The sequence below is a fragment of the Nakamurella sp. A5-74 genome (genome assembly GCF_040438885.1).
Classification (GTDB): Bacteria; Actinomycetota; Actinomycetes; order Mycobacteriales; family Nakamurellaceae; genus Nakamurella.
Window position 1 is genome coordinate 2,112,118 of record NZ_CP159218.1, and the last position, 21,452, is coordinate 2,133,569.

At 69.1% G+C, this 21,452-nt stretch carries 15 protein-coding genes and 1 tRNA gene; 14 read left to right on the top strand and 2 right to left on the bottom strand.

Annotated elements, in window-relative coordinates; genetic code table 11:
* The first annotated feature begins 43 nt into the window (after positions 1–43).
* From ABLG96_RS09710 to ABLG96_RS09755, 10 genes are all read left to right on the top strand, one after another.
* Positions 44–1,660, top strand: coding sequence for an anthranilate synthase component I (locus ABLG96_RS09710; RefSeq protein ID WP_353651126.1), 1,617 nt, complete (start codon positions 44–46; stop codon positions 1,658–1,660).
* 5 nt (positions 1,661–1,665) lie between these two features.
* Positions 1,666–2,301 (top strand): Trp biosynthesis-associated membrane protein, encoded by a 636-nt coding sequence (locus ABLG96_RS09715; protein WP_353651127.1) that lies wholly within the window; start codon positions 1,666–1,668, stop codon positions 2,299–2,301.
* A gap of 164 nt (positions 2,302–2,465) precedes the next feature.
* A complete protein-coding gene (gene trpC / locus ABLG96_RS09720; protein ID WP_353651128.1) occupies positions 2,466–3,275 on the top strand; it encodes an indole-3-glycerol phosphate synthase TrpC in 810 nt (269 codons plus the stop codon).
* Positions 3,276–3,328: 53 nt separating this feature from the next.
* Positions 3,329–4,618, top strand: coding sequence for a tryptophan synthase subunit beta (trpB, locus tag ABLG96_RS09725; RefSeq protein WP_353651129.1), 1,290 nt, complete (start codon positions 3,329–3,331; stop codon positions 4,616–4,618).
* A 14-nt stretch (positions 4,619–4,632) separates the two neighbouring features.
* On the top strand, positions 4,633–5,439 hold the full coding sequence (gene trpA, locus ABLG96_RS09730; protein ID WP_353651455.1) for a tryptophan synthase subunit alpha: 807 nt from the start codon (positions 4,633–4,635) through the stop codon (positions 5,437–5,439).
* 55 nt (positions 5,440–5,494) lie between these two features.
* Positions 5,495–6,718 (top strand): prolipoprotein diacylglyceryl transferase, encoded by a 1,224-nt coding sequence (gene lgt, locus ABLG96_RS09735; protein WP_353651130.1) that lies wholly within the window; start codon positions 5,495–5,497, stop codon positions 6,716–6,718.
* Positions 6,719–7,006: 288 nt separating this feature from the next.
* Positions 7,007–11,596 carry a glutamate synthase large subunit gene (gene gltB, locus ABLG96_RS09740; protein ID WP_353651131.1) on the top strand — a complete coding sequence of 1,530 codons (4,590 nt, stop codon included), beginning with the start codon at positions 7,007–7,009 and terminating at the stop codon, positions 11,594–11,596.
* Positions 11,589–13,037 (top strand): glutamate synthase subunit beta, encoded by a 1,449-nt coding sequence (locus ABLG96_RS09745; RefSeq protein WP_353651132.1) that lies wholly within the window; start codon positions 11,589–11,591, stop codon positions 13,035–13,037. The genes gltB and ABLG96_RS09745 overlap by 8 nt, the downstream gene beginning before the upstream one ends.
* Positions 13,038–13,382: 345 nt before the next feature.
* Positions 13,383–14,810: a pyruvate kinase gene (gene pyk / locus ABLG96_RS09750; RefSeq protein WP_353651133.1), complete on the top strand. Its 1,428-nt coding sequence runs from the start codon at positions 13,383–13,385 to the stop codon at positions 14,808–14,810.
* Positions 14,811–14,868: 58 nt separating this feature from the next.
* On the top strand, positions 14,869–15,804 hold the full coding sequence (locus tag ABLG96_RS09755) for an acyl-CoA thioesterase II (RefSeq protein ID WP_353651134.1): 936 nt from the start codon (positions 14,869–14,871) through the stop codon (positions 15,802–15,804).
* A 132-nt stretch (positions 15,805–15,936) separates the two neighbouring features.
* On the opposite strand, the gene ABLG96_RS09760 is transcribed toward ABLG96_RS09755, so the two are convergent.
* Complete coding sequence (locus tag ABLG96_RS09760) at positions 15,937–16,581, bottom strand: dihydrofolate reductase family protein (protein ID WP_353651135.1); 645 nt, start codon at positions 16,579–16,581, stop codon at positions 15,937–15,939.
* Between the two features lie 216 nt (positions 16,582–16,797).
* Between ABLG96_RS09760 and ABLG96_RS09765 the strand changes: the two genes are divergently transcribed.
* Positions 16,798–17,472: a DUF998 domain-containing protein gene (locus ABLG96_RS09765; protein ID WP_353651136.1), complete on the top strand. Its 675-nt coding sequence runs from the start codon at positions 16,798–16,800 to the stop codon at positions 17,470–17,472.
* A 214-nt stretch (positions 17,473–17,686) separates the two neighbouring features.
* On the opposite strand, the gene ABLG96_RS09770 is transcribed toward ABLG96_RS09765, so the two are convergent.
* A tRNA-Leu gene (locus ABLG96_RS09770) sits at positions 17,687–17,763 on the bottom strand.
* Between the two features lie 269 nt (positions 17,764–18,032).
* Between ABLG96_RS09770 and ABLG96_RS09775 the strand changes: the two genes are divergently transcribed.
* The 3 genes from ABLG96_RS09775 (at position 18,033) to ABLG96_RS09785 (ending at position 21,449) form a co-directional block, all read left to right on the top strand.
* On the top strand, positions 18,033–18,617 hold the full coding sequence (locus ABLG96_RS09775; protein WP_353651137.1) for a response regulator: 585 nt from the start codon (positions 18,033–18,035) through the stop codon (positions 18,615–18,617).
* 243 nt (positions 18,618–18,860) lie between these two features.
* Positions 18,861–20,219 carry a branched-chain amino acid ABC transporter substrate-binding protein gene (locus ABLG96_RS09780; protein ID WP_353651138.1) on the top strand — a complete coding sequence of 453 codons (1,359 nt, stop codon included), beginning with the start codon at positions 18,861–18,863 and terminating at the stop codon, positions 20,217–20,219.
* A gap of 180 nt (positions 20,220–20,399) precedes the next feature.
* The gene (locus ABLG96_RS09785; RefSeq protein ID WP_353651139.1) at positions 20,400–21,449 is read left to right on the top strand and encodes a branched-chain amino acid ABC transporter permease; all 1,050 of its coding nucleotides are present in this window, start codon (positions 20,400–20,402) and stop codon (positions 21,447–21,449) included.
* Positions 21,450–21,452 lie beyond the last annotated feature (3 nt).

The following is a 21,452-nucleotide window of genomic DNA, read 5'->3' on the forward strand; positions in this document are numbered from 1 at the left end:
GGCCGTCATCCGGACCCTCCGACCACGGGCAGAATGGGGAACCATGTCCGGCGCACCTGCACCCCTCGGCGAGATCCACCCGACCCGCGAGGAGTTCGCGGCGCTGGCCGCCGGGGGCCGGCGGGTGATCCCGGTGACGCGCCGGTTGCTGGCCGACACCCTCACGCCGGTCGGGCTGTACGCGTCACTGGCGCAGGGGAGAGCGGGGACGTTCCTGTTCGAATCGGCCGAGCACGGCCGCTCCTGGTCGCGGTTCTCCTTCGTCGGTGTGGCCAGTGCCGGAGCGCTGTCCGAGGTCGACGGTGCGGCCAGCTGGATCGGTGATCCGCCGGCCGGTGTGCCGCTGGAGGGCGACCCGCTCCAGGTGTTGCGGGAGACGCTCGCCGGACTGCAGACCGAGCCGCTCGCCGGCCTCCCGCCGCTGACCGGCGGCCTGGTCGGCTATCTGGGATACGACATCGTCCGGCGGTTGGAGCGCATCACCACCGGTGACGCGGTGCCCAACCCGGACGAACTGCGCGTCCCCGAACTGGTGATGCTGCTGACCGCGGACCTGGCGGCACTCGACCACCACGAGGGCACCGTCACGTTGATCGCCAACGCGATCAACTGGGACGACTCCACCGATCGGGAGGACGATGCCTATGCCGATGCGGTGGCCAGGGTCGAGCGGATGACGGCGACCCTCCAGCGGCCGGCATCCCTGCCGGCGGCCACGTTCCGGCCGGCGGTCCCCGAAGTCGTCCGCCGCACTTCGGCCGAGGACTACCACGCGGCTGTTTCCGCTGCGCAGGAACACATCCGCGCGGGTGACGCGTTCCAGATCGTCGTCTCGCAGCGCTTCGACACCCCGACCGACGCCGCGCCGCTGGACATCTACCGGGTCCTGCGCGCGACGAACCCGAGTCCGTACATGTACCTGCTCACCGTGCCGACCCCAGCGGACGGCGCCCGGGGCGGCGAGGCGATCTCGATCGTCGGCTCGTCCCCGGAGGCGTTGGTGACCGTGCGGGACAGGCACGTCACCATGCACCCGATCGCCGGCACTCGGCCGCGCGGTGTCGACGCCGAGGACGACGCCCTGCTGGCCAAGGATCTGCTCGCGGACGAGAAGGAACGCAGTGAGCACGTGATGCTGGTCGACCTCGGACGCAACGACCTCGGCCGGGTGTGTGCCGCCGGGACCGTCAACGTCACCGAGTTCTTCACTCTTCAGCGCTACAGCCACGTGATGCACATCGTCTCGACCGTCACCGGCACCCTGGACGAACAGCACACCGCGGTAGACGCCCTGACGGCCTGCTTCCCGGCAGGGACGTTGTCCGGTGCCCCCAAACCGCGGGCGATGCAGATCATCGAGACGCTGGAGCCTGCCCGGCGGGGGGTGTACGGCGGGGTCGTCGGCTACCTGGACTTCGCGGGCGACGCGGACACGGCGATCGCGATCCGCACTGCGTTGATCGCCGACGGGACGGCGTACGTCCAGGCGGGCGCCGGGATCGTGGCGGATTCCGTCCCGGCATCGGAGGACGCGGAGTGTCGCCACAAGGCCGCTGCTGCCCTGAACGCGGTGGCTGCAGCCGGCACGTTCCGGCCGCCGAGTAGGCAGGGTTCGCCGAGTACACCGAGTGCGACCGCCCGCCCCACACCGGCCGGGTGAGGGTCGTGCGCCGGATCCGAGGCTTGCTGCTACCGCTGGGTGTGCTGCTGGTCGCTGCCGGCGCCCTGGTGCGCTGGTGGTCGGTGACCTGGACCCGACCCCTGTTGGGCGAGCAGCGCGACACCGTCACCGGGTCGGCGGCTGCGCCGGCACTGATGGTGTTCGCCCTGGCGGCCATCGCCGGCTGGGCGGCCGCCGCCGGAACCCGCTCGACGGTCGTGCGCCGGGTGATCGGAGGGTCGATCTGCGTGATCGGCGTGGCCATCGGCTGGGTCGCCGTTGCCACGGCCGCCGACGGCCCGCAGTCGGTGATCCTGGCGCGACATCCGGAGGCCGCCGGGGTTCAGGCGGCAGGACTGATCGGGTGGGGACCTGCGCTGGCGGTGTTCGGCGGTGTTCTGCTGGTGGCGGCCGGAGTGGTGATCCTGCTGCGCAGGGGAGCCGGCGGGATGGGCGCCCGGTTCGAACGACCCGGTGCGTCGGCCGGCTCCGGGTCGGCGGCTCCGACCGCGACCGGCTCCGACGCCGCTGATCGCCCCCGGCAGTCGCATCCGGAGGACGACGCGGCGCTGCTGTGGAAGGGGCTCGACGCAGGCCGCGATCCGACCGGGCCCGACGGCCCGGAGCGTGCCACGCGATGATCCTTCGGCCGTGCCTGCGAGCACCGTGGCGGGGGCCACCGGATGGCATTTCGCACCTCACCGGGCCGGTACGCTGAGCCCACCGATGAGCCCGTGCTCGAGCCGATGACTGCCAAGCTGACCTTTCGTCGATCGAGCGCACCAGAGCAGGCGGGAGGAGATTCGTGAGCGTTCTCGACGCCCTGATCGCCGGTGTGCGCGAAGACCTGGCCGAGCGTGAGGCAGCCGTTCCGTTCGACCGGATCAAGGAACGGGCACGGTCCGCTCCCGCACCGCTCCCGGTCCTGCAGATCCTTCGTGAACCAGGCGTCGGCGTCATCGCCGAGGTCAAGCGCGCCAGCCCCAGCAAGGGATCCCTGGCCACGATCGAGAATCCCGCGAAGCTCGCCGCGCTCTACGAGGACGGTGGGGCCAGGGCGATCTCGGTGCTCACCGAGCAACGCCGGTTCGGCGGCTCCCTCGCCGACCTGGACGCCGTCCGCGCCGCCGTCGACATCCCTGTCCTGCGCAAGGACTTCATCGTCACGCCGTACCAGATCCACGAGGCGCGGGCACACGGCGCCGACCTCGTACTGTTGATCGTCGCCGCGCTGGAGCAGCCCGTGCTGCACGGTCTGCTCGAGCGGGTGGAATCCCTCGGGATGACCGCTCTGGTCGAGGTGCACACCGAGGAGGAGGCCGATCGCGCGCTGGAAGCGGGAGCCACCGTGATCGGCGTCAACGCGCGCAACCTCAAGACGCTCGAGATCGACCGCGACGTCTTCGCCAGGATCGCGCCAGGGCTGCCCAGCAACGTCATCACGATCGCGGAATCCGGCGTCCGCGATACCGCCGACCTGCTCACCTATGCCGGCGCCGGCGCAGACGCAGTGCTCGTCGGCGAAGGTCTGGTGACCAGCGGAGATCCGCGAGCAGCCGTCGCCGACCTGGTGACAGCCGGGTCCCATCCGTCCTGCCCCCGGCCCGGCCGCTGACCATGACGTCATCGATCACCGGACGAGTTCCGCGGACCGACGGTCTGCCGCGGATGTCCGAGGCACTGACCGGGACCCCGCACGATCCCGACGCCCGTGGCTATTTCGGCGAGATGGGCGGTCGCTGGCTGCCGGAGGCCCTGGTCGCCGCACTCGACGAGGTCGCCGACGCCTACGACAAGGCCCGCGCCGATCCGGAGTACCTCGCCGAGCTCGACAACCTCGCCGAGTCCTACGCCGGACGCCCCTCCCCGGTCACCGACGCGCAGCGGTTGACGGAGTACGTCGGCGGTGCGCGGATCCTGCTCAAGCGCGAGGATCTGAACCACACCGGCAGCCACAAGATCAACAACGTGCTCGGCCAGGCCCTGCTCACCCGTCGGATGGGAAAGAAGCGGGTCATCGCCGAGACCGGCGCCGGTCAGCACGGTGTCGCCACCGCGACCGCCGCGGCGCTGCTCGGCCTCGACTGCACGATCTACATGGGCCGCGTCGACACCGAGCGGCAGGCACTCAACGTCGCCCGGATGAAGTTGCTCGGGGCGAAGGTGATCCCGGTCGACACCGGTTCGGCCACCCTGAAGGACGCGATCAACGAGGCATTCCGCGACTGGGTCACCAACGTCGCCGGCACGTCCTACATCTTCGGCACGGCAGCCGGCCCGCATCCGTTCCCGATGATCGTCCGCGACCTGCAGCGGATCATCGGCCTCGAGGCGCGGGTCCAGGTGCAGAAGCTCACCGGACGTCTGCCCGATGCTGTGGTCGCCTGCGTCGGCGGCGGATCCAACGCGATCGGCGCCTTCCACGCCTTCCTCGACGACCCGGGAGTCCGGCTGGTCGGCTGTGAAGCAGCCGGTGACGGCATCGAGACCGGTCGCCACGCGGCGACCATCTCCGGCGGTTCGGTCGGCGTGCTGCACGGCGCCCGCAGCTACCTGCTGCAGGACGACGAGGGTCAGATCATCGAGTCGCACTCGATCTCGGCTGGTCTGGACTATCCGGGCGTCGGGCCCGAGCACGCGCACCTGGCCTCGATCGGTCGGGCCGAGTTCGTCCCGATCACCGACACCCGCGCGATGGACGCGCTCGCGCTGCTGGCCCGCACCGAGGGGATCATCCCGGCGATCGAGTCGGCCCACGCGGTCGCCGGCGCGCTGGATGTCGCACGCGAGATCGGACCGGGCGGGATCGTGCTGATCAACGTGTCCGGCCGCGGCGACAAGGACATGGAGACCGCGATGGAGTGGTTCCACCTCGGCGAACCGGACGCGGTTCCTTACCACGACCCGGCGGAGCCGACCCCGGACGAGCCGGGGAGCGGCGTAGGGGAGCAGTTGTGAGTGCACCAGCCGCGATCTCGGGGGTCGACACCCTGGAGGCGCTGTTCTCGCAGACCCGCTCGGAGGGCCGGGCGGCGCTCGTCGGCTATCTGCCCGCCGGGTATCCGGACGTCGCAGGCTCCAAGGCCCTGTTGGGTGGGATGATCGCGGGCGGGTGCGACCTGGTCGAGGTCGGCATGCCCTTCTCCGACCCGGTACTGGACGGCCCGGTGATCCAGGCAGCCCAGCAGCAGGCGCTCGCGAACGGCACCAGGATCGCCGACCTGTTCTCCATCGTCGAGTCGGTCACCGCCGTCGGTGGCCGGGCCGTCGTGATGACGTACTTCAACCCGATCATGGCCTACGGGCTCCAGCGATTCGCTGACGGTCTGGCCGCAGCGGGCGGCGCCGGCGTCATCACCCCCGACCTCATCGTCGACGAGGCCGATGGCTGGCGGGCCGCCTGCGAGAGCGCCGGTGTCGCGCCGATCTTCCTCGTCGCCCCGTCGTCGGGACTGGAGCGGATCGCGCTGACCAGCGCGGCAAGCCGGGGCTTCCTCTACGCCGCATCGGTGATGGGCGTGACCGGTGCCCGCGACCACGTCTCCTCCGACGCACCCGCCCTGGTTGCCCGCTGCCGCCAGGTCTCCGACATCCCCGTGGGCGTCGGGCTGGGTGTCCGGACTGCCGAACAGGCGGCGGAGATCGCCGAGTTCGCGGATGCCGTGATCGTCGGGTCCGCATTCGTCAGTGCCGCGGAGCGTGGTGGGGTCGAAGCTGTGGCAGGCTTGGCCGGCGAGCTCGCCATCGGCGTGCGGCGCCGTCACGCACCGTCCGCCTGACGCTGACCCTGTTCGACGAGGGGGCCGAACCGGGGCCCCGTGAGGATGTTCCCGCGTGCTCGAGCTCCGCTCCCTGGTCACCACACCGCTGCTGGCGTCGTTCCCGTCACCGTCCCGAGGTGTCTGGTACGTCGGGCCGCTCGCCCTGCGTGCTTACGCCTTGTTCATCATCGCCGGGATCGTGATCGCGGTGATCTGGGGCGGCAAGCGTTACGTGGCACGCGGCGGAGCCCCCGGCCGGATCGGCGACCTGGCGGTCTGGTGCGTCCCCTTCGGACTGGTCGGTGGCCGGCTGTACCACGTCATCACCGATCACGAGCTGTACTTCGGGGCCGGTCGGAACCCGTGGAAGGCGTTCGCCATCTGGGAGGGCGGGCTGGGCATCTGGGGCGCGGTGGCCCTCGGCGCGGTCGGTCTCTGGCTGGGGTGCAGGCACTACAAGATCCCGATGGCGCCGGTCGCCGACGCGCTCGCTGCACCGCTGATCGTGGCGCAGGCCATCGGCCGGCTCGGCAACTACTTCAACCAGGAGCTGTTCGGTTCGCTGACCACCCTGCCCTGGGGTCTGGAGGTCTTCGCCCGCACACCGGATGGAGTGCCTGCCGCGGTCGACGCCTGCATCTTTCCCGGTGGGGGAGCCCCGGAGTTCAGCACCACCTACATCAAGGCCACCCCCGAGGTGTTGTGTGGCACCTACCAGCCGACATTCCTCTACGAGTTGCTGTGGAACCTGCTGGTCGCCGCGCTGATCGTCTGGGCGGACAAGCGGTTCCGACTCGGTGGGGGCCGGGTGTTCGCGCTGTACGTCGCCGGCTACACCGCCGGTCGGGTCTGGATCGAGGCCCTCCGGATCGATCCGGCACGGACCATGGTCTTCGGTCTGCGGGTGAACATCGTCGTCTCGATCGTGGTGTTCGTACTCGCCGTCATCTTCCTGATTGCCCGGCGAGGCGTGAAACGCGAGGACCCGGTACTGGTGGCCGGGACAGGGGGTGCGGATGACGTCCAGATCGATGCAACGAACACCGACGGTGCCCCGCACGCCGGTGAGCAGGGAGCCCTCCCGGATCCTGACGGCGACCTGCCGACGGAGCCCGGTTCCCAGGATGTGGACTACGCATCCGAGGTCGATCCGGAACCCGCAGCAACCACTGTCGACACCGCCGGACCGCCTCGCCAGGACGCCGGTACCACCGTCGTGATCAGCAAGGATGTGGTCGAACGCGGCGCCGGCGACGATTCAGGAGCTGCAGCGCCCGGTGGCCCCAGCAGGGACTGAGTTCCCACATCGTGGGCAGCTGAGTCCGGCATGGCGGGTCAGCCTGTGCTTCTCCTGTAATCTCCTGGACATCAGGTCATCGCCGTCCTGGTCGACCCACGGGTGACGAGGGGCGGAGCGGAGAACCCGCACCGCGTCCGTACCCCTGAGGCCGGTCCGGGCGTTTCGCACCCAGCGGTGCCAGCCTGCCGGTCACCACCGAACTCGTCGTCGCGCCCGACAGTTGCGACGACGTCACAGCCCGGGCAGTGCTGCCCGGTAGCTGACGAGATGATGCGGAGGTCCGCCGTGCAGTATTCGGCTCTCCCCGGCCGCCAGGGTCTGTACGACCCCGGCTTCGAGCGTGACGCCTGTGGTGTCGCAGCGGTCGTGGACATTGCAGGACGACGGAGCCACCGCATCGTCGCCGACGGCGTCACCGCGCTGATCAACCTCGACCACCGCGGCGCTGCCGGCGCCGACCCGGCAGTCGGTGACGGCGCCGGCATCCTGATCCAGGTCCCCGTCGACTTCCTGCGAGCCGTCTGCGACTTCGAACTCCCGACCGCGAACCCTGATCCGGCCGCGGACGCAGATCCCGATGGCGAGTCCTTCGCCGTCGGGATCGCCTTCCTGCCGACCGACGACGCGGCCCGCGCCGAAGCGAAGACGATCATCACCCGCATCCTCGCCGAGGAGAGCATCGAGCTGCTGGGCTGGCGCGGTGTCCCGACAGAGCCGATCTCCTCCGGCGTCGGGCAGATGGCGCTGGACGTCATGCCGGTCTTCGAGCACCTCTTCGTCGCCGCACCCGCGGACGACCGCGGTCGCCGTCCGTTCGGCATCGCCCTGGACCGACTGGTGTTCGCTGCCCGCAAGCGGATCGAGCACGAGACCGAGAAGGCGGGCGTCGGTGTCTACTTCCCTTCGCTGTCCAGCCGCACCCTCGTCTACAAGGGCATGCTGACCACCGAGCAGCTGCCCGCGTTCTTCCCGGACATCCGGGACAAGCGGGTCATCAGCGCGATCGCCATCGTCCACTCACGCTTCTCGACCAACACCTTCCCGGCCTGGCCACTGGCCCATCCGTACCGCTTCATCGCCCACAACGGCGAGATCAACACCGTTCGCGGCAACCGCAACTGGATGCGCGCCCGGGAAGCGCTGCTGGCCACCGATCTGATCCCCGGCGACCTGACCAGGCTGTACCCCGTGATCACCGACGGCGGGTCTGATTCTGCGTCCTTCGACGAGGTGCTCGAGCTGCTGCACCTCACCGGCCGGTCGCTGCCGCACGCGATGATGATGATGATCCCGCAGGCGTGGGAGAACAACGCGACGATGGACCCCGAGGTGCGGGCCTTCGCCGAGTTCCACTCCTCCCTGATGGAGCCGTGGGACGGTCCGGCCTGTGTGACCTTCACCGACGGCCGGCTGCTCGGAGCGGTGCTGGATCGCAACGGCCTGCGCCCGGGGCGCTGGTGGCGGACCGACGACGGCGTCATCGTGCTCGCCTCCGAGGCCGGCGTGCTGCCGATCCCGGAGAGCAGGGTGGTCGAGAAGGGTCGGCTGCAGCCGGGCCGGATGTTCCTGGTCGACACCCGAGCCGGACGGGTGCTGGACGACAACGAGGTCAAGGCCGGACTCGCCGGCGAACAGCCGTACGGCGAGTGGGTGCACGCCGGCGTGATCGACCTGGCCGACCTGCCTGCCCGTGAGCACGTCGTTGCCGCGCACGATGCGGTGCTGCGCCGTCAGCAGGTGTTCGGCTACACGGAGGAGGACCTGCGGGTCCTGGTGACCCCGATGGCCACCACCGGCGCCGAGGCGAACGGTTCGATGGGGACCGACACCCCCGAACCCGTGCTGTCCGGCCGGGATCGACTGCTGTTCGACTACTTCACCCAGCTGTTCGCGCAGGTCACCAACCCGCCGCTGGACGCGATCCGGGAGGCGGTCGTCACGTCCCTCGGCGGCGTCATCGGACCGGAGAAGAACCTGCTGGATCCGACTCCTGCATCGTGTCGGCACGTCACGCTGCCGTTCCCGGTGATCGACAACGACGACCTGGCGAAGCTGATCGGCATCAACATCGACGGTGACATGCCGGGGTTCGCCTCCGCGACGATCGCCGGCCTCTACGAGGTGGCCCGCGGCGGGGAGGGGCTGCGTGAAGCGATCGAGCAGTGCAGGCGCGATGCCGACGCCGCCATCGCCGCCGGCGCCAGGATCCTGATCCTGTCCGATCGTGATTCCGACGCGACCCGGGCGCCGATCCCGTCACTGCTGCTCACCTCTGCGATCCACCAGCACCTGGTCCGGGTCAAGACCCGCACCCAGGTCGGGCTGGTGATCGAGTCCGGTGACGCCCGCGAGGTCCACCATGTGGCGTTGCTGCTCGGTTTCGGCGCGGCCGCGGTGAACCCGTACCTGGTGCTGGAGACCGTCGAGGACATGGCCCACAGCGGGCTGTTGGGCACCACGTCGGCGCGCACCGCGATCGGCAACATCGTCTACGCGCTCGGCAAGGGCGTGCTCAAGGTGATGAGCAAGATGGGCATCTCCACCATCGCCTCGTACACCGGCGCGCAGGTGTTCGCCTCGCTCGGTCTGGCCGAATCCGTGATCAGCGAGTACTTCTCCGGCACCGCCAGGCTCGACGGCGGCTCCGATCTCGACGTGATCGCCGCGGACGTCGCGGCCCGGCACGCCCTGGCGCACCTGCCGGTCAAGACCGCCAGGGAGCACCGCGGGCTGGAGGTCGGTGGCAACTACCAGTGGCGCCGTGAGGGCGAGATCCACCTGTTCAACCCGGAGACGGTCTACCTGCTCCAACACGCCACCCGGTCCAAGCAGGAGGACGTCTTCCAGCGCTACACCGACGCGGTGGACGGGCTGGCCAGGGACGGCGCCACCCTCCGCGGTCTGTTCGAGCTCCGGACCGACGAGGTCACGGCGATCCCACTGGCCGAGGTCGAGCCGGCCACCGAGATCGTCAAGCGGTTCGTCACCGGCGCGATGAGCTACGGCTCGATCTCGATCGAGGCGCACCAGACACTGGCCATCGCGATGAACAGGCTCGGCGGCAAGTCGAACACCGGTGAGGGCGGCGAGGACGTCGAGCGGCTGCTCGATCCGACCAGGAGGTCGGCGATCAAGCAGGTCGCGTCGGGTCGCTTCGGCGTCACCAGTGCGTACCTGGTGAACGCCGACGAGATCCAGATCAAGATGGCCCAGGGAGCGAAACCCGGTGAGGGCGGCCAACTTCCCGGCCACAAGGTGTATCCCTGGATCGCCTCCACCCGGCACGCCACCACCGGTGTCGGCCTCATCTCCCCGCCGCCGCACCACGACATCTACTCCATCGAAGATCTCAAGCAGCTGATCCACGACCTGCGCAACGCGAACCCCCGCGCCCGGATCTCGGTGAAGCTGGTCAGCGAGCCGGGTGTCGGTACGGTTGCGGCCGGTGTGGCGAAGGCGCACGCCGACACGGTGATCGTCGCCGGCTACGACGGCGGCACCGGTGCGGCAGCACTCACCTCGATCAAACACACCGGTCAGCCGTGGGAACTGGGTCTCGCGGAGACCCAGCAGACGTTGCGGCTCAACGGGTTGCGCGAACAGGTGCGCGTCCAGGTGGACGGCGGTCTGAAGACCGGCCGCGACGTGATCGTGGCCGCGCTGCTCGGCGCCGAGGAGTTCGGCTTCTCGACCGCGCCGCTGGTGGTGGCCGGCTGCGTGATGATGCGGGTCTGTCACCTGGACACCTGTCCGGTCGGGATCGCCACCCAGAATCCCGTCCTGCGCGAGCGGTACACCGGCACGCCGGAGTTCGTCGAGACGTTCTTCCTCTACCTGGCGGAGCAGGTGCGTCGGTTCCTCGCGGAGCTGGGCCTGCGGACCATCGAGGAGGCGGTGGGTCACGCCGAGCTGCTGCGCACCTCGCCGGTGCTCGACCATGCGCGGGCCGGCGGACTCGACCTCGCGCCGTTGCTCGAGGTCGCCGACGTCGACTCGCCGCTGCACAACCTCACGCCGCGACCGCACGATCTTTCGAAGTCGTTGGACCACTGGCTGATCGAGCAGGCGAGCGCCACGCTCGAGCACGCGACCCCGTCGCGCATCGAGCACGGTGTGCGCAACGTCGACCGGACGGTCGGCACCATGCTCGGCTCCGAGGTGACGAGGCGGTTCGGGCCGGACGGGTTGCCGGACGGCACCATCGACGTCCGGTTGACCGGCACCGCCGGTCAGTCGTTCGGCGCGTTCCTGCCGCGCGGCATCTCGCTCGATCTGCGCGGCGATGCGAACGACTACGTCGGCAAGGGTCTGTCCGGCGGCCGGATCACGGTCCGTCCCGCGCCGGGTAGCCCGACGGATCTGCGGCTCGAACCGACCGTCATCGCAGGCAACACCATCGGCTACGGAGCCACCTCGGGTGAGCTGTTCCTGCGCGGGATCGTGGGGGAGCGGTTCGCGATCCGGAACTCCGGAGCGCTGCTGATCTGCGAGGGCGCGGGCGACCACGCCTGCGAGTACATGACGGGCGGACGGGTCGTGGTGCTCGGTCCGACCGGGCGCAACGTCGCCGCCGGGATGAGCGGCGGGATCTCCTACCTGCTCGACCCGGATCCCGCACTGATCAACAACGAGTTGGTCGAGCTGGAGCCACTGGCCGAGGACGAGTTGGTGTGGCTCGGCGACGTCATCCACACCTACGCGGAGCGCACCGGTTCGCCGATCGCCCGCGGGTTGTTGTCCGACTGGCCACCGTCCGCTGACCGTTTCCTGCGGGTGATGCCGCGGGACTACAAGCGCGTCCTGCGGATCACCGCCGACGCGGCCTCGTCCGGCCGCGATGCCGATGCGCTGATCATGGAGGACGTGCGTGGTTGATCCCAGTGGTTTCCTCAAGCACCCCCGGCGGACCCCCACCCGGCGGCCGATCCCGCTGCGCCTGAAGGACTGGCGCGAGGTCTACCAGCCGTTCGGTGAGACAGACACCCAGCAGCAGGCGGCTCGCTGCATGGACTGCGGGATCCCGTTCTGCCACAACGGATGTCCGCTCGGCAACCTGATCCCGGAGTGGAACGAGCTGGTCCGCCTCGGGCGCTGGGACGAGGCCTCCGACCGGTTGCACGCGACCAACAACTTCCCCGAGTTCACCGGGCGGCTCTGTCCGGCGCCCTGCGAGGGCTCGTGCGTGCTGGGCATCGGCGACGACCCGGTGTCCATCAAGGTCGTCGAACAGCAGATCGCCGACCATGCAGTCCGCAGCGGCGGGCTGGCGCCGCATCCCGCGGTCGGGAGCACCGGCTTCTCGGTGGCCGTCATCGGCTCGGGCCCGGCCGGTCTCGCCGCTGCGCAACAGCTGGTCCGCGCCGGTCACGCTGCCACGGTGTACGAGCGGGACGGCCGGATCGGCGGGCTCATGCGGTACGGCATCCCCGAGTTCAAGATGGACTCCTCGGTGTTGGACGCCCGGCTCGAGCAGCTGGTCGCAGAAGGAGTGCGGTTCGTGACGAACTGCAAGATCGGCATCGACGCGAGCATCGACGAGCTGCGCGAGCAGCACGACGCGGTCCTGATCGCCACCGGCGCAACCGTCGGTCGCGAACTGGAGATCGAAGGACGCCACCTGGAGGGCATCCATTTGGCGATGGAATACCTGGTGGGAGCCAACAAGTTCGTCGAGGGGACGGCCGACTCGCTGCAGATCGACGCGGCCGGCCGGAATGTCGTGATCATCGGCGGCGGCGACACCGGCGCCGACTGCTACGGCACCGCGCTGCGCCAGGGCGCCGCGTCGGTGACCCAGCTCGACATCCACGGCAGGCCGCCGGAGATCCGGCACGAATCGACCCCGTGGCCGGTGTACCCGCTGATGCTCCGGGTGGCGGCGGCGCACGAGGAGGGCGGCGAGCGGGTGTTCGGCGTCAACTCGACCTCGTTCGAGGGTGTCGACGGACGGGTCAGCGGGCTGAACCTCGTTGCCGGACAGCGGGTTCCTGGTGGGTTCCTGACCTCGGACGGCACCGACAAGCACCTGCAGACCGATCTGGTGCTGCTGGCGCTGGGCTTCACCGGACCGGAGACGGACGGTTTCGTCGCCGAACTCGGGCTCGGCGTCACGGGGCGGGGTGCCATCGACCGGGACGAGGAGTACTCCACCAACGTGCCGGGCGTGTTCGTCGCGGGCGACGCCGGACGCGGGCAGTCGCTGATCGTCTGGGCGATCGCCGAGGGGCGCTCGGCCGCGGCCGGGATCGACCGCTACCTGACCGGCCGGACCGCGCTACCGGATCCCGTCGAGCCGTCTGCCGCAGCCCTGCGCTGAGCTGGTTCGCCTGTTCTCGGCGCATGCGGGATTGGTGCGGCGCATGCTCGCGTGTCTTCTGTGACCCTCGGAAGGCTCTCTCGCGGCACACCGGAATGCGCAGCGGCTGGGGTGGTCGCGGACGAGCCGGTCGAGGCCCCCCGCGCATGCGCAAGCGGTGCGGCGCATGCCCAATCGCGCGGCGCATGCTCGCGTGTCGGCTGTGGCCCTCGGAGGGCTCTCTTGCGACGCATCGGAATGCGCCCCACCCACACCGAGCCCCGCAACCCACGACGGAACCGCCCAGACCGACGCGGAGGTGAACCGATTCAGAGACGGCCACCACGTACCGCTACGCTGGGTGTCATGGATCGCCGCGCGAAGATCGTCTGCACCCTTGGCCCCGCCACTTCCTCCCAGGAACAGATCGACGCTCTCGTCGATGCCGGGATGGACGTGGCCCGGATGAACTTCTCGCACGGACGGCACGAGGATCACGCCTCGGTCCACCACCACGTGCGCGCTGCTGCGAAGCGGACCGGTCGCGCGGTCGGCATCCTCGCGGATCTGCAGGGCCCGAAGATCCGCCTCGGTCGGTTCGAGGACGGGCTCTCCCCGTACTGGGCCACCGGCTCGGATGTCGTCATCACCATCGACGACATCACCGGTTCCGAGACCCGTGTCTCCACCACCTACAAAGGCCTGGCCAACGACGCACGTCCCGGCGACCGGCTGCTGATCGACGACGGCAAGGTCGGGCTGGTCGTCACCGAGGTCAGTGGCAACGACGTGCGCTGCAAGGTCACCGAGGGTGGCCCGGTCTCCAACAACAAGGGCATCTCGCTGCCGGGCATGAACGTGTCCGTGCCGGCGATGAGCGAGAAGGACATCGCGGACCTCGAGTTCGCGCTGTCGCTGGGTGTCGACCTGATCGCACTGTCCTTCGTCCGCTCACCGTCGGACATCGACCTGGTCCACCAGGTGATGGACAGGGTCGGCGCCCCCCGCGTCCCGGTGATCGCCAAGTTGGAGAAGCCGGAGGCCGTCGCCAACCTCGAGGCCATCGTGCTGGCCTTCGACGCGGTGATGGTCGCTCGCGGCGACCTCGGCGTCGAGCTGCCGCTCGAGCAGGTCCCGCTGGTTCAGAAGCGCGCCGTGCAGATCGCCCGGGAGAACGCGAAGCCCGTCATCGTCGCGACGCAGATGCTGGAGTCGATGATCGAGCACTCGCGGCCCACCCGCGCAGAGGCTTCCGACGTCGCCAACGCCGTGCTGGACGGTGCCGACGCCGTCATGCTCTCCGGCGAGACCTCGGTCGGCAAGTATCCGATCGTGACGGTCCGGACGATGGCCAGGATCATCAGTGCGGTCGAGAACGACTCCGTCGCCGCGCCGCCGCTGACGCACACCCCGCGGACCAAGCGCGGCGTGCTGTCGTACGCGGCTCGCGACATCGGCGAGCGGCTCGAGGCCAAGGCGCTGGTCGCCTTCACCCAGTCCGGCGACACCGTCCGCAGGCTCTCCCGCCTGCACACCCCGCTGCCGTTGCTGGCCTTCACCCCACTGGAGTCCACCCGCAACGAGCTGGCGCTGACCTGGGGGGTGGAGACGTTCCTCACCCCTACCGTCGAGACCACCGACGCGATGGTCCGGCTCGTCGACGAGGCCATGCTGAAGATTCCCGGTTATCACGTCGGCGACATCGTCGTGATCGTGGCGGGATCGCCGCCCAACACCCCCGGTTCCACCAACCTGATCCGGGTCCACCGGATCGGCGAGGAAGACCTCAGCTGAAGGGCTGCTCCGCGGCCCGGGTCGCTCAGGACGACGGCGCGCCGCTAGCGTGTGAGCGGTGAGCAACCACTCCGATCCGGAAACGCCCGCCGACCGCCCGGGTAGCGATCTCGAGCGGGACAGCGACGGGGTTCCGCGTGGCCAGAAGGTGCTGGATGCCACGCTCGGCCTGTTGGACGTCCACCAGCTGGAGGTGGACCTCTACCGCGGATATTCGCCGAAGAACGCGATGGTCAGGGTCTTCGGCGGACAGGTCGCCGCACAGGCGATGGTCGCAGCCTGCCGCACGGTCCCTGCCGATCGGACAGTGCACTCGCTGCACTCCTACTTCGTGCGGCCGGGGGATCCGCGTCAGCCGATCGACTTCCGGGTCGATCGCACGCGTGACGGACGTTCCTTCACCACCCGCAGAGTGGTTGCGCAGCAGGGGGATCAGGTGATCTTCACGCTCTCGGCCTCCTTCCAGATCGACGAGCCCGGCCTGGACCACCAGCTCGACATGCCGGACGTGCCCGATCCGGACAGCCTGCCGACGTTTGCCGAGCTGGTCGCCGGGGCCCCCGATGCCGCGCCTTGGGACACGCTGCCGCGCCCGGTCGACATCCGGTACGTGACTGCGCCGCCGTGGTCCCGCAGGTCCGGTTCGCCGCAGCGCGGCGCGCGGAACCAGGTGTGGTTCAAGGCAGACGGCGCCATGCCTGACGACCCTGTCCTGCACCAGTGCCTGCTGACGTATGTGTCCGACCTGTTCCTGCTCGACTCGGCCCTCGCCGCGCACGGCATCAACTCATCGGCCCGCGGACTGCAGATGGCGTCGCTGGACCATGCCGTCTGGTTCCACCGCCCGATCCGGATGGATGACTGGGTGCTGTACGACACGGGTTCCCCCAGCGCGTCCGGCGCGCGAGGCTTGGCGATCGGGACCTTCTTCTCGGTGGACGGTCCGATGCTCGCCACCGTCGTGCAGGAGGGGCTGGTCCGGCTCCGCCGCTGACCATCCGACTGTGGGTTCCGCGGGCCTGGGGTCTCGGCGACCGTGGGTTCCGCGGGCCTGGGGTCCTGGCGACCGTGGGGTCCGCGGGCCTGGGGTCCTGGCGACCGTGGGGTCCGCGAACGTCGGTGGTGGTCAGCGCCGCCAGAACAGCAGGTGGGTCACGCCGCTCGGGCTGGGCACACGCTCGAGATGGAACCGATCGGTGAGCTCCTCCGGGCGCTCCCACAACCTCTCGCCGTTGCCGGCGGTGATCGGGGAGACGGCGACGTGCAGCTCGTCGATCAGGTTGGCGTCCAGGAACTCCCGGATGGTGGCGACCCCACCGCCGATCCGGACGTCCTGACCGTCCGCCGCGGCCTTCGCCTCGGCCAGGACTTCGGCAGGGGAACCATCGCGGAAGTGGAACGTCGTGTCGGACAACGCGAACGACGGCCGTGGGTGGTGGGTCAGGACGAAGACCGGTGTGTGGAACGGCGGTTCGTCACCCCACCACCCCTGCCAGTCCTCGTCCTGCCACGGCCCCCGCTGCGGGCCGAACTTGTTGCGCCCCATGATTTCCGCCCCGATGTTGCGGGTGAACTCCCGACTGAACCGGTCGTCAAGACCCCGACTGCCGCCAGGAGTGCTGCGACCGACCCAGTGCGCGGTGGGGAAGATCCAGCTGAACAGCGTTCCCGGGTCCAGATGCCCGAACGGCTGTTCCAGGCTCTGGCCGACCCCTGCGCCGTAGCCGTCCTCGGTGACGCCGAGGTTGTGCACACGAACCTGTTGTTCCATCGTCGACTCCCCGTTGCTGGACTGATGTCGTCTGTCTCCGGAGAGACCGTAGCGCTACTGATTGCACATTGCAACTGGTTGCGGTGCCGAATTCTCGGATGCCGCGGCGCGTGCCGGCGAAGCCGACCTGCATCCCCCGGCTCGGGGGGAAAGGTCAGGGTCGGTTGGGGGGTCAGCCGGATATCCCGTACCCGGTGGTCGCACCAGGCTGGGCGGATGGCGATCATGCTCCCGTCCCTGCCGGTCTCGGACCCGGACCTCCGCACCCGCCGGGCGGCCACGGTCGCCACGCTGATGGTCACTGCGGCCGTGCCGGCCGTGGTCGCGGCGCAGGTGACGGCCGGCTCGGGGTATGACTCTGTCGTCGATCCGCTGTCGTCCCTGTACTGGACGCGGGAGGGCTGGTGGTTCCCGATCGCCGTCGCACTGTTCGGCGTGGGAGCGCTCGCGGCGGCGACCGCCGTCGGCGGCGGCGGACGTGTCGGTCGGACCATCGGGACGCTGCTCGCCCTGGCCGGCGCCGGCGCCGGCGCTGCCGCCCTGTTCCCGGCCGATCAGCTGCAGCCGACCTGGGTGGGTGAGGTCCATCGGACAGGTTCACTGCTGCTGCTGCTCACGCCGCTGCTCGCCGGAGTGCTCGCCGTCGCCCGGCAGCGCCGAATCGGGCACGGCGATGCCGTACTGACCGTCCTGCTGGTGTGCGCGGCCGGATCCGGTACCTGGTTCCTGGCCGGCTTCGTCGCGAGCACCTCCGCCCGGGTCGAGGATCTGCCGACCTCGACAGTCGGTCTGGCGCAACGAATCCTGGCGCTCGCGGTGATCGGGGTGGTTGCTCGGCTGGCGGGCACGGCCCTGCGCGCTGCATCCGACCACGACCGGCGCGGACGCTGAAGGCACTGGTGCCCCCGGTCGGATCCGGAGTGACTGTGCCGCTGATCGAGCGACGAAGGAGTCGAGATCCCGCTGGCTCAGGGGCGACTCGTGCGAGCGGTCGACGGTGTTGGTGCCCCCGTTCGGATCCGGAGTGACTGTGCCGCTGATCGAGCGACGAAGGAGTCGAGATCCCGCTGGCTCAGGGGCGACTCGTGCGAGCGGTCGACGGTGTTGGTGCCCCCGGTCGGATTCGAACCGACACTGGACGGATTTTGAATCCGTTGCCTCTGCCAGTTGGGCTACGGGGGCTCCTGATCATGAAGACGCGCAGCGCTCCAGGACCGTCGTCGATGTTACCGGGTCGTCGCTCCCGGCACTGGCGGGGCCGGCGACGCACGGAGGCAGCACGGATCGGGAGCTGTGCGGATCGAAAGTGCCCATGGCGGAGTGAGTCACTCCTCACGTCGTCCGCGCTCCTTCTCGATCGGCTCGGAGCCCACGGGGGCACTAAGCTGCAAGCTCCGATCTGTAGTCGATCATGCGTGCGTGTTCGACCGAACCCGAAGGGGTTGCCAGCGATGACCACCACCAGGCGTGTCCTCATCGCCGAGGACGAGGCGCTCATCCGTCTCGATCTGAAGGAGATGCTGATCGACGAGGGCTTCGAGGTGGTCGGTGAAGCCGCTGACGGAGAACAGGCTGTCGCCATGGCCACCGAGCTCAAGCCGGACCTGGTCATCATGGACGTCAAGATGCCCAACAAGGACGGCATCGAGGCGGCCGCGGAGATCGTCAGCGAGCAGATCGCGCCGGTCGTCATGCTCACCGCGTTCTCCCAGCGCGAGTTGATCGACCGGGCTCGCGACGCCGGGGCGATGGCGTACCTGGTGAAGCCGTTCTCGCAGTCCGACCTGGTCCCGGCGATCGAGCTGGCCGTCGCCCGTCACCAGGAGATGAAGGTGCTGCGCGAGGAGATCGCCGATGTCACCCAGCGGCTCGAGGCGCGCAAGATCATCGACCGGGCCAAGGGTCTGTTGATGACGGCCCAGAAGATGAGCGAGCCGGAGGCCTTCCGCTGGATCCAGCGCACCGCCATGGATCGCCGGACCTCGATGCAGGCCGTTGCACAGGCAGTGGTCGACGGGCTGGCCAAGAAAGGCTGAAACCACCCATCCGGGTGCGTCTTTCCGTAGGTAAACCACGTCATGACCAGGCGTTCGACGTTTCGTCGAGGTTTCGTCACACCCGATTGGGTCGCAGTTTGGTCACGGAGCCCGTCACCTCCTTCGGATATGGGCGGATCGGGGTTAGTGTCCGCGAGTCGGTATCGCCGACAGCGGCTCACCGCCGTGTGCAGCTCCCGGGGGTGCGGTTCTCGCATCCGCCGGACTTACGAGGAGGACCCTTTGCGCACTCGTTCCATGACCCGGATGGTCGCCGTCGGCGCGATCGCCGCACTGGCACTGTCCGCCTGCGCGAGCAAGGACGGCGTCGGATCCAGTTCGGCGCCGGCCGCAGGCGGCTCCACACCCGCGGCAGGCGGCTCCACACCCGCGGCAGGCGGTTCCAGCCCCGCTGCAGGAACCAGCTCCGCCGGCGGCGGCTCGGGCAAGACCCTCATCATCTCGACCGACCTCCCGTTGCAGGGCAGCTCGGCCACCCAGTCGGACTCCACCAACAAGCTCATCCAGCTCTACCTGGACCAGATCGGCAGCAAGGCCGGCGATTACACCATCAAGCTGCAGCCCTACGACGACTCGACCGCCGCCAAGGGCGCCTGGGACGACGCCGCCTGCGCGAAGAACGCCACCGATCACGTGGCCAACGCCGATGAGGTCGCCGTGATGGGCACCTTCAACTCCGGATGCGCCAAGGTCGAACTGCCCACGCTCAACCAGGCCGACATGCTGATGGTCTCGCACGCCAACACCAACCCGGGCCTGACCAAGACCTGGGACACCGGCGAGCCGGACAAGTACTACCCGGGCGGCGCGCGCACCTACGCCCGTGTCGTCACCACCGACGACTACCAGGGCACCGCGGCCGCGGCCTACGCCAAGAACGACGCCAAGCTCACCAAGTGCTACGTCCTCAACGACAACCAGACCTACGGTCTGGGCGTTGCCAAGGCGTTCACCGATGCCGCAAAGAAGCAGGGTATCGAGATCGTCGGCGAGGCGTCCTGGGATGCCAAGCAGACCAGCTACACCTCGCTGTTCCAGAAGGCCAAGACCGCCGGCGCCGATTGCGTGTACCTCGGCGGCATCTACGACAACAACGGTGGCCAGCTGGTCAAGGACAAGGTCGCAGTGCTCGGCGACAACAAGACCGTCAAGCTGATGGGCCCCGACGGGTTCACCGGCTACCCCGACCTGCTCGCGCTGCCGCAGGCCGAGGGCATGTTCCTCACCTTCGCCGGCCTGTCGGTCGACCAGCTGATCGCCAAGGACGGCCCCGGCAAGAAGCTGATCGAGGCCTACACCGCCAAGTACGGCTCCGCGCCGACCGGTAGCTACCCGCTCTACGGGGTGGCCGCGACCCAGGTCATCCTGGCTGCGATCGCCAAGTCGGACGGCACCCGCAAGGGCGTCACCGACGCGGTGTTCGGTGGCGACCCCGTCACCATCCCGGAGTCCGAGTCGGTCACCGGCAAGGAGATCCAGATCGACCCGAAGACCGGTGACACCACCGCGCGCGACATCACCGTCGAAGAGGTCAAGGGCGGCAAGGAGACATTCGTCAAGGCACAGTCCGTCGAAGGCTGATCGTCCCGCACGACCATGATGCCTGGGCCCGGGGAGGCACCCGTTGCCTTCCCGGGCCCAGGCATCCGTGCGTCTGCAGCTCGTGCTCTTCCGGTGGTCGTCCCCGTACGGCACGATCACCTGACACCGAATTCCATTCCGGGCCGGCAGGTGTAGGCACGCCCGGAGAAGGGCGTCACCATGACAACACTCGCGACAGCGGGTACCACGCGGAAGGCCAAGGTCCGTCTCGGACCGATCATCGAGCGGTACATCGGGATCGCGGTCCTGCTGCTGGGTCTGTTCTGGGTCGTCATGAACCTCATCGAGGATCCTGACGGGTTCAAGGACAGCTTCATCACCGGGCTGAACAACGGCGCCATCTACGCGCTGATCGCCCTCGGCTACACGATGGTGTACGGCATCATCGAGCTCATCAACTTCGCCCACGGCGACCTGTTCATGCTCTCGACCGTGGTGGCGGCCAACCTGGCAGTCAACGCACTGGGCATCGGCAACCTGACCATCGCGGCCATCCTGCCGATCCTGCTCGTCCTGGTGATCACCATGGCGTTCGGCGCCGTGGTCAACGTCGGCGCCGAGTTCTTCGCCTACCGCAGGCTGCGGACCGCGCCCAAGCTGGCGCCGCTGATGACGGCGGTCGGACTGAGCTTCATCTTCCGCGGCATCGGCCAGAGCGACTACGTCAACGGCTCGGCTCCGAAGAACTGGCCGACCATCGTGTGGGGTGGTCCGGTCGTCGGCAACCTCTACCTGTACCAACTGCTCATGGTGATCGGTACCACCGTGTTGCTGCTGCTGGTGATGACGTACATCGTGTCGAAGACCCGCCGCGGCAAGGCGATGCGGGCCGTCGCGCAGGACCAGGACGGCGCCCGCTTGATGGGGATCAACGTCAACGGCACCATCTCCTTCACCTTTGCCCTCGGTGGCGCGCTGGCCGGAGCTGCCGGCGTCCTCTACTTCTTGGTGCGCACCAACACCTATTACGACACCGGGACCCAGCTGGGCCTGATCGCCTTCACCGCGGCGGTGCTGGGCGGGATCGGCAATCTGACCGGCGCCGTCGTCGGCGGGGTGCTGATCGGTGTCGTCCAGGCGATCAACGAGGGTGGCGTGTACGGCCTCGGGCAGCAGTGGACCCAGGTGGTCATCTTCGTCATCCTCATCGTCCTGATGGTCTTCAAACCCGAAGGCATCTTCGGTAAACGCACGACAGAGAAGGTGTAGCCG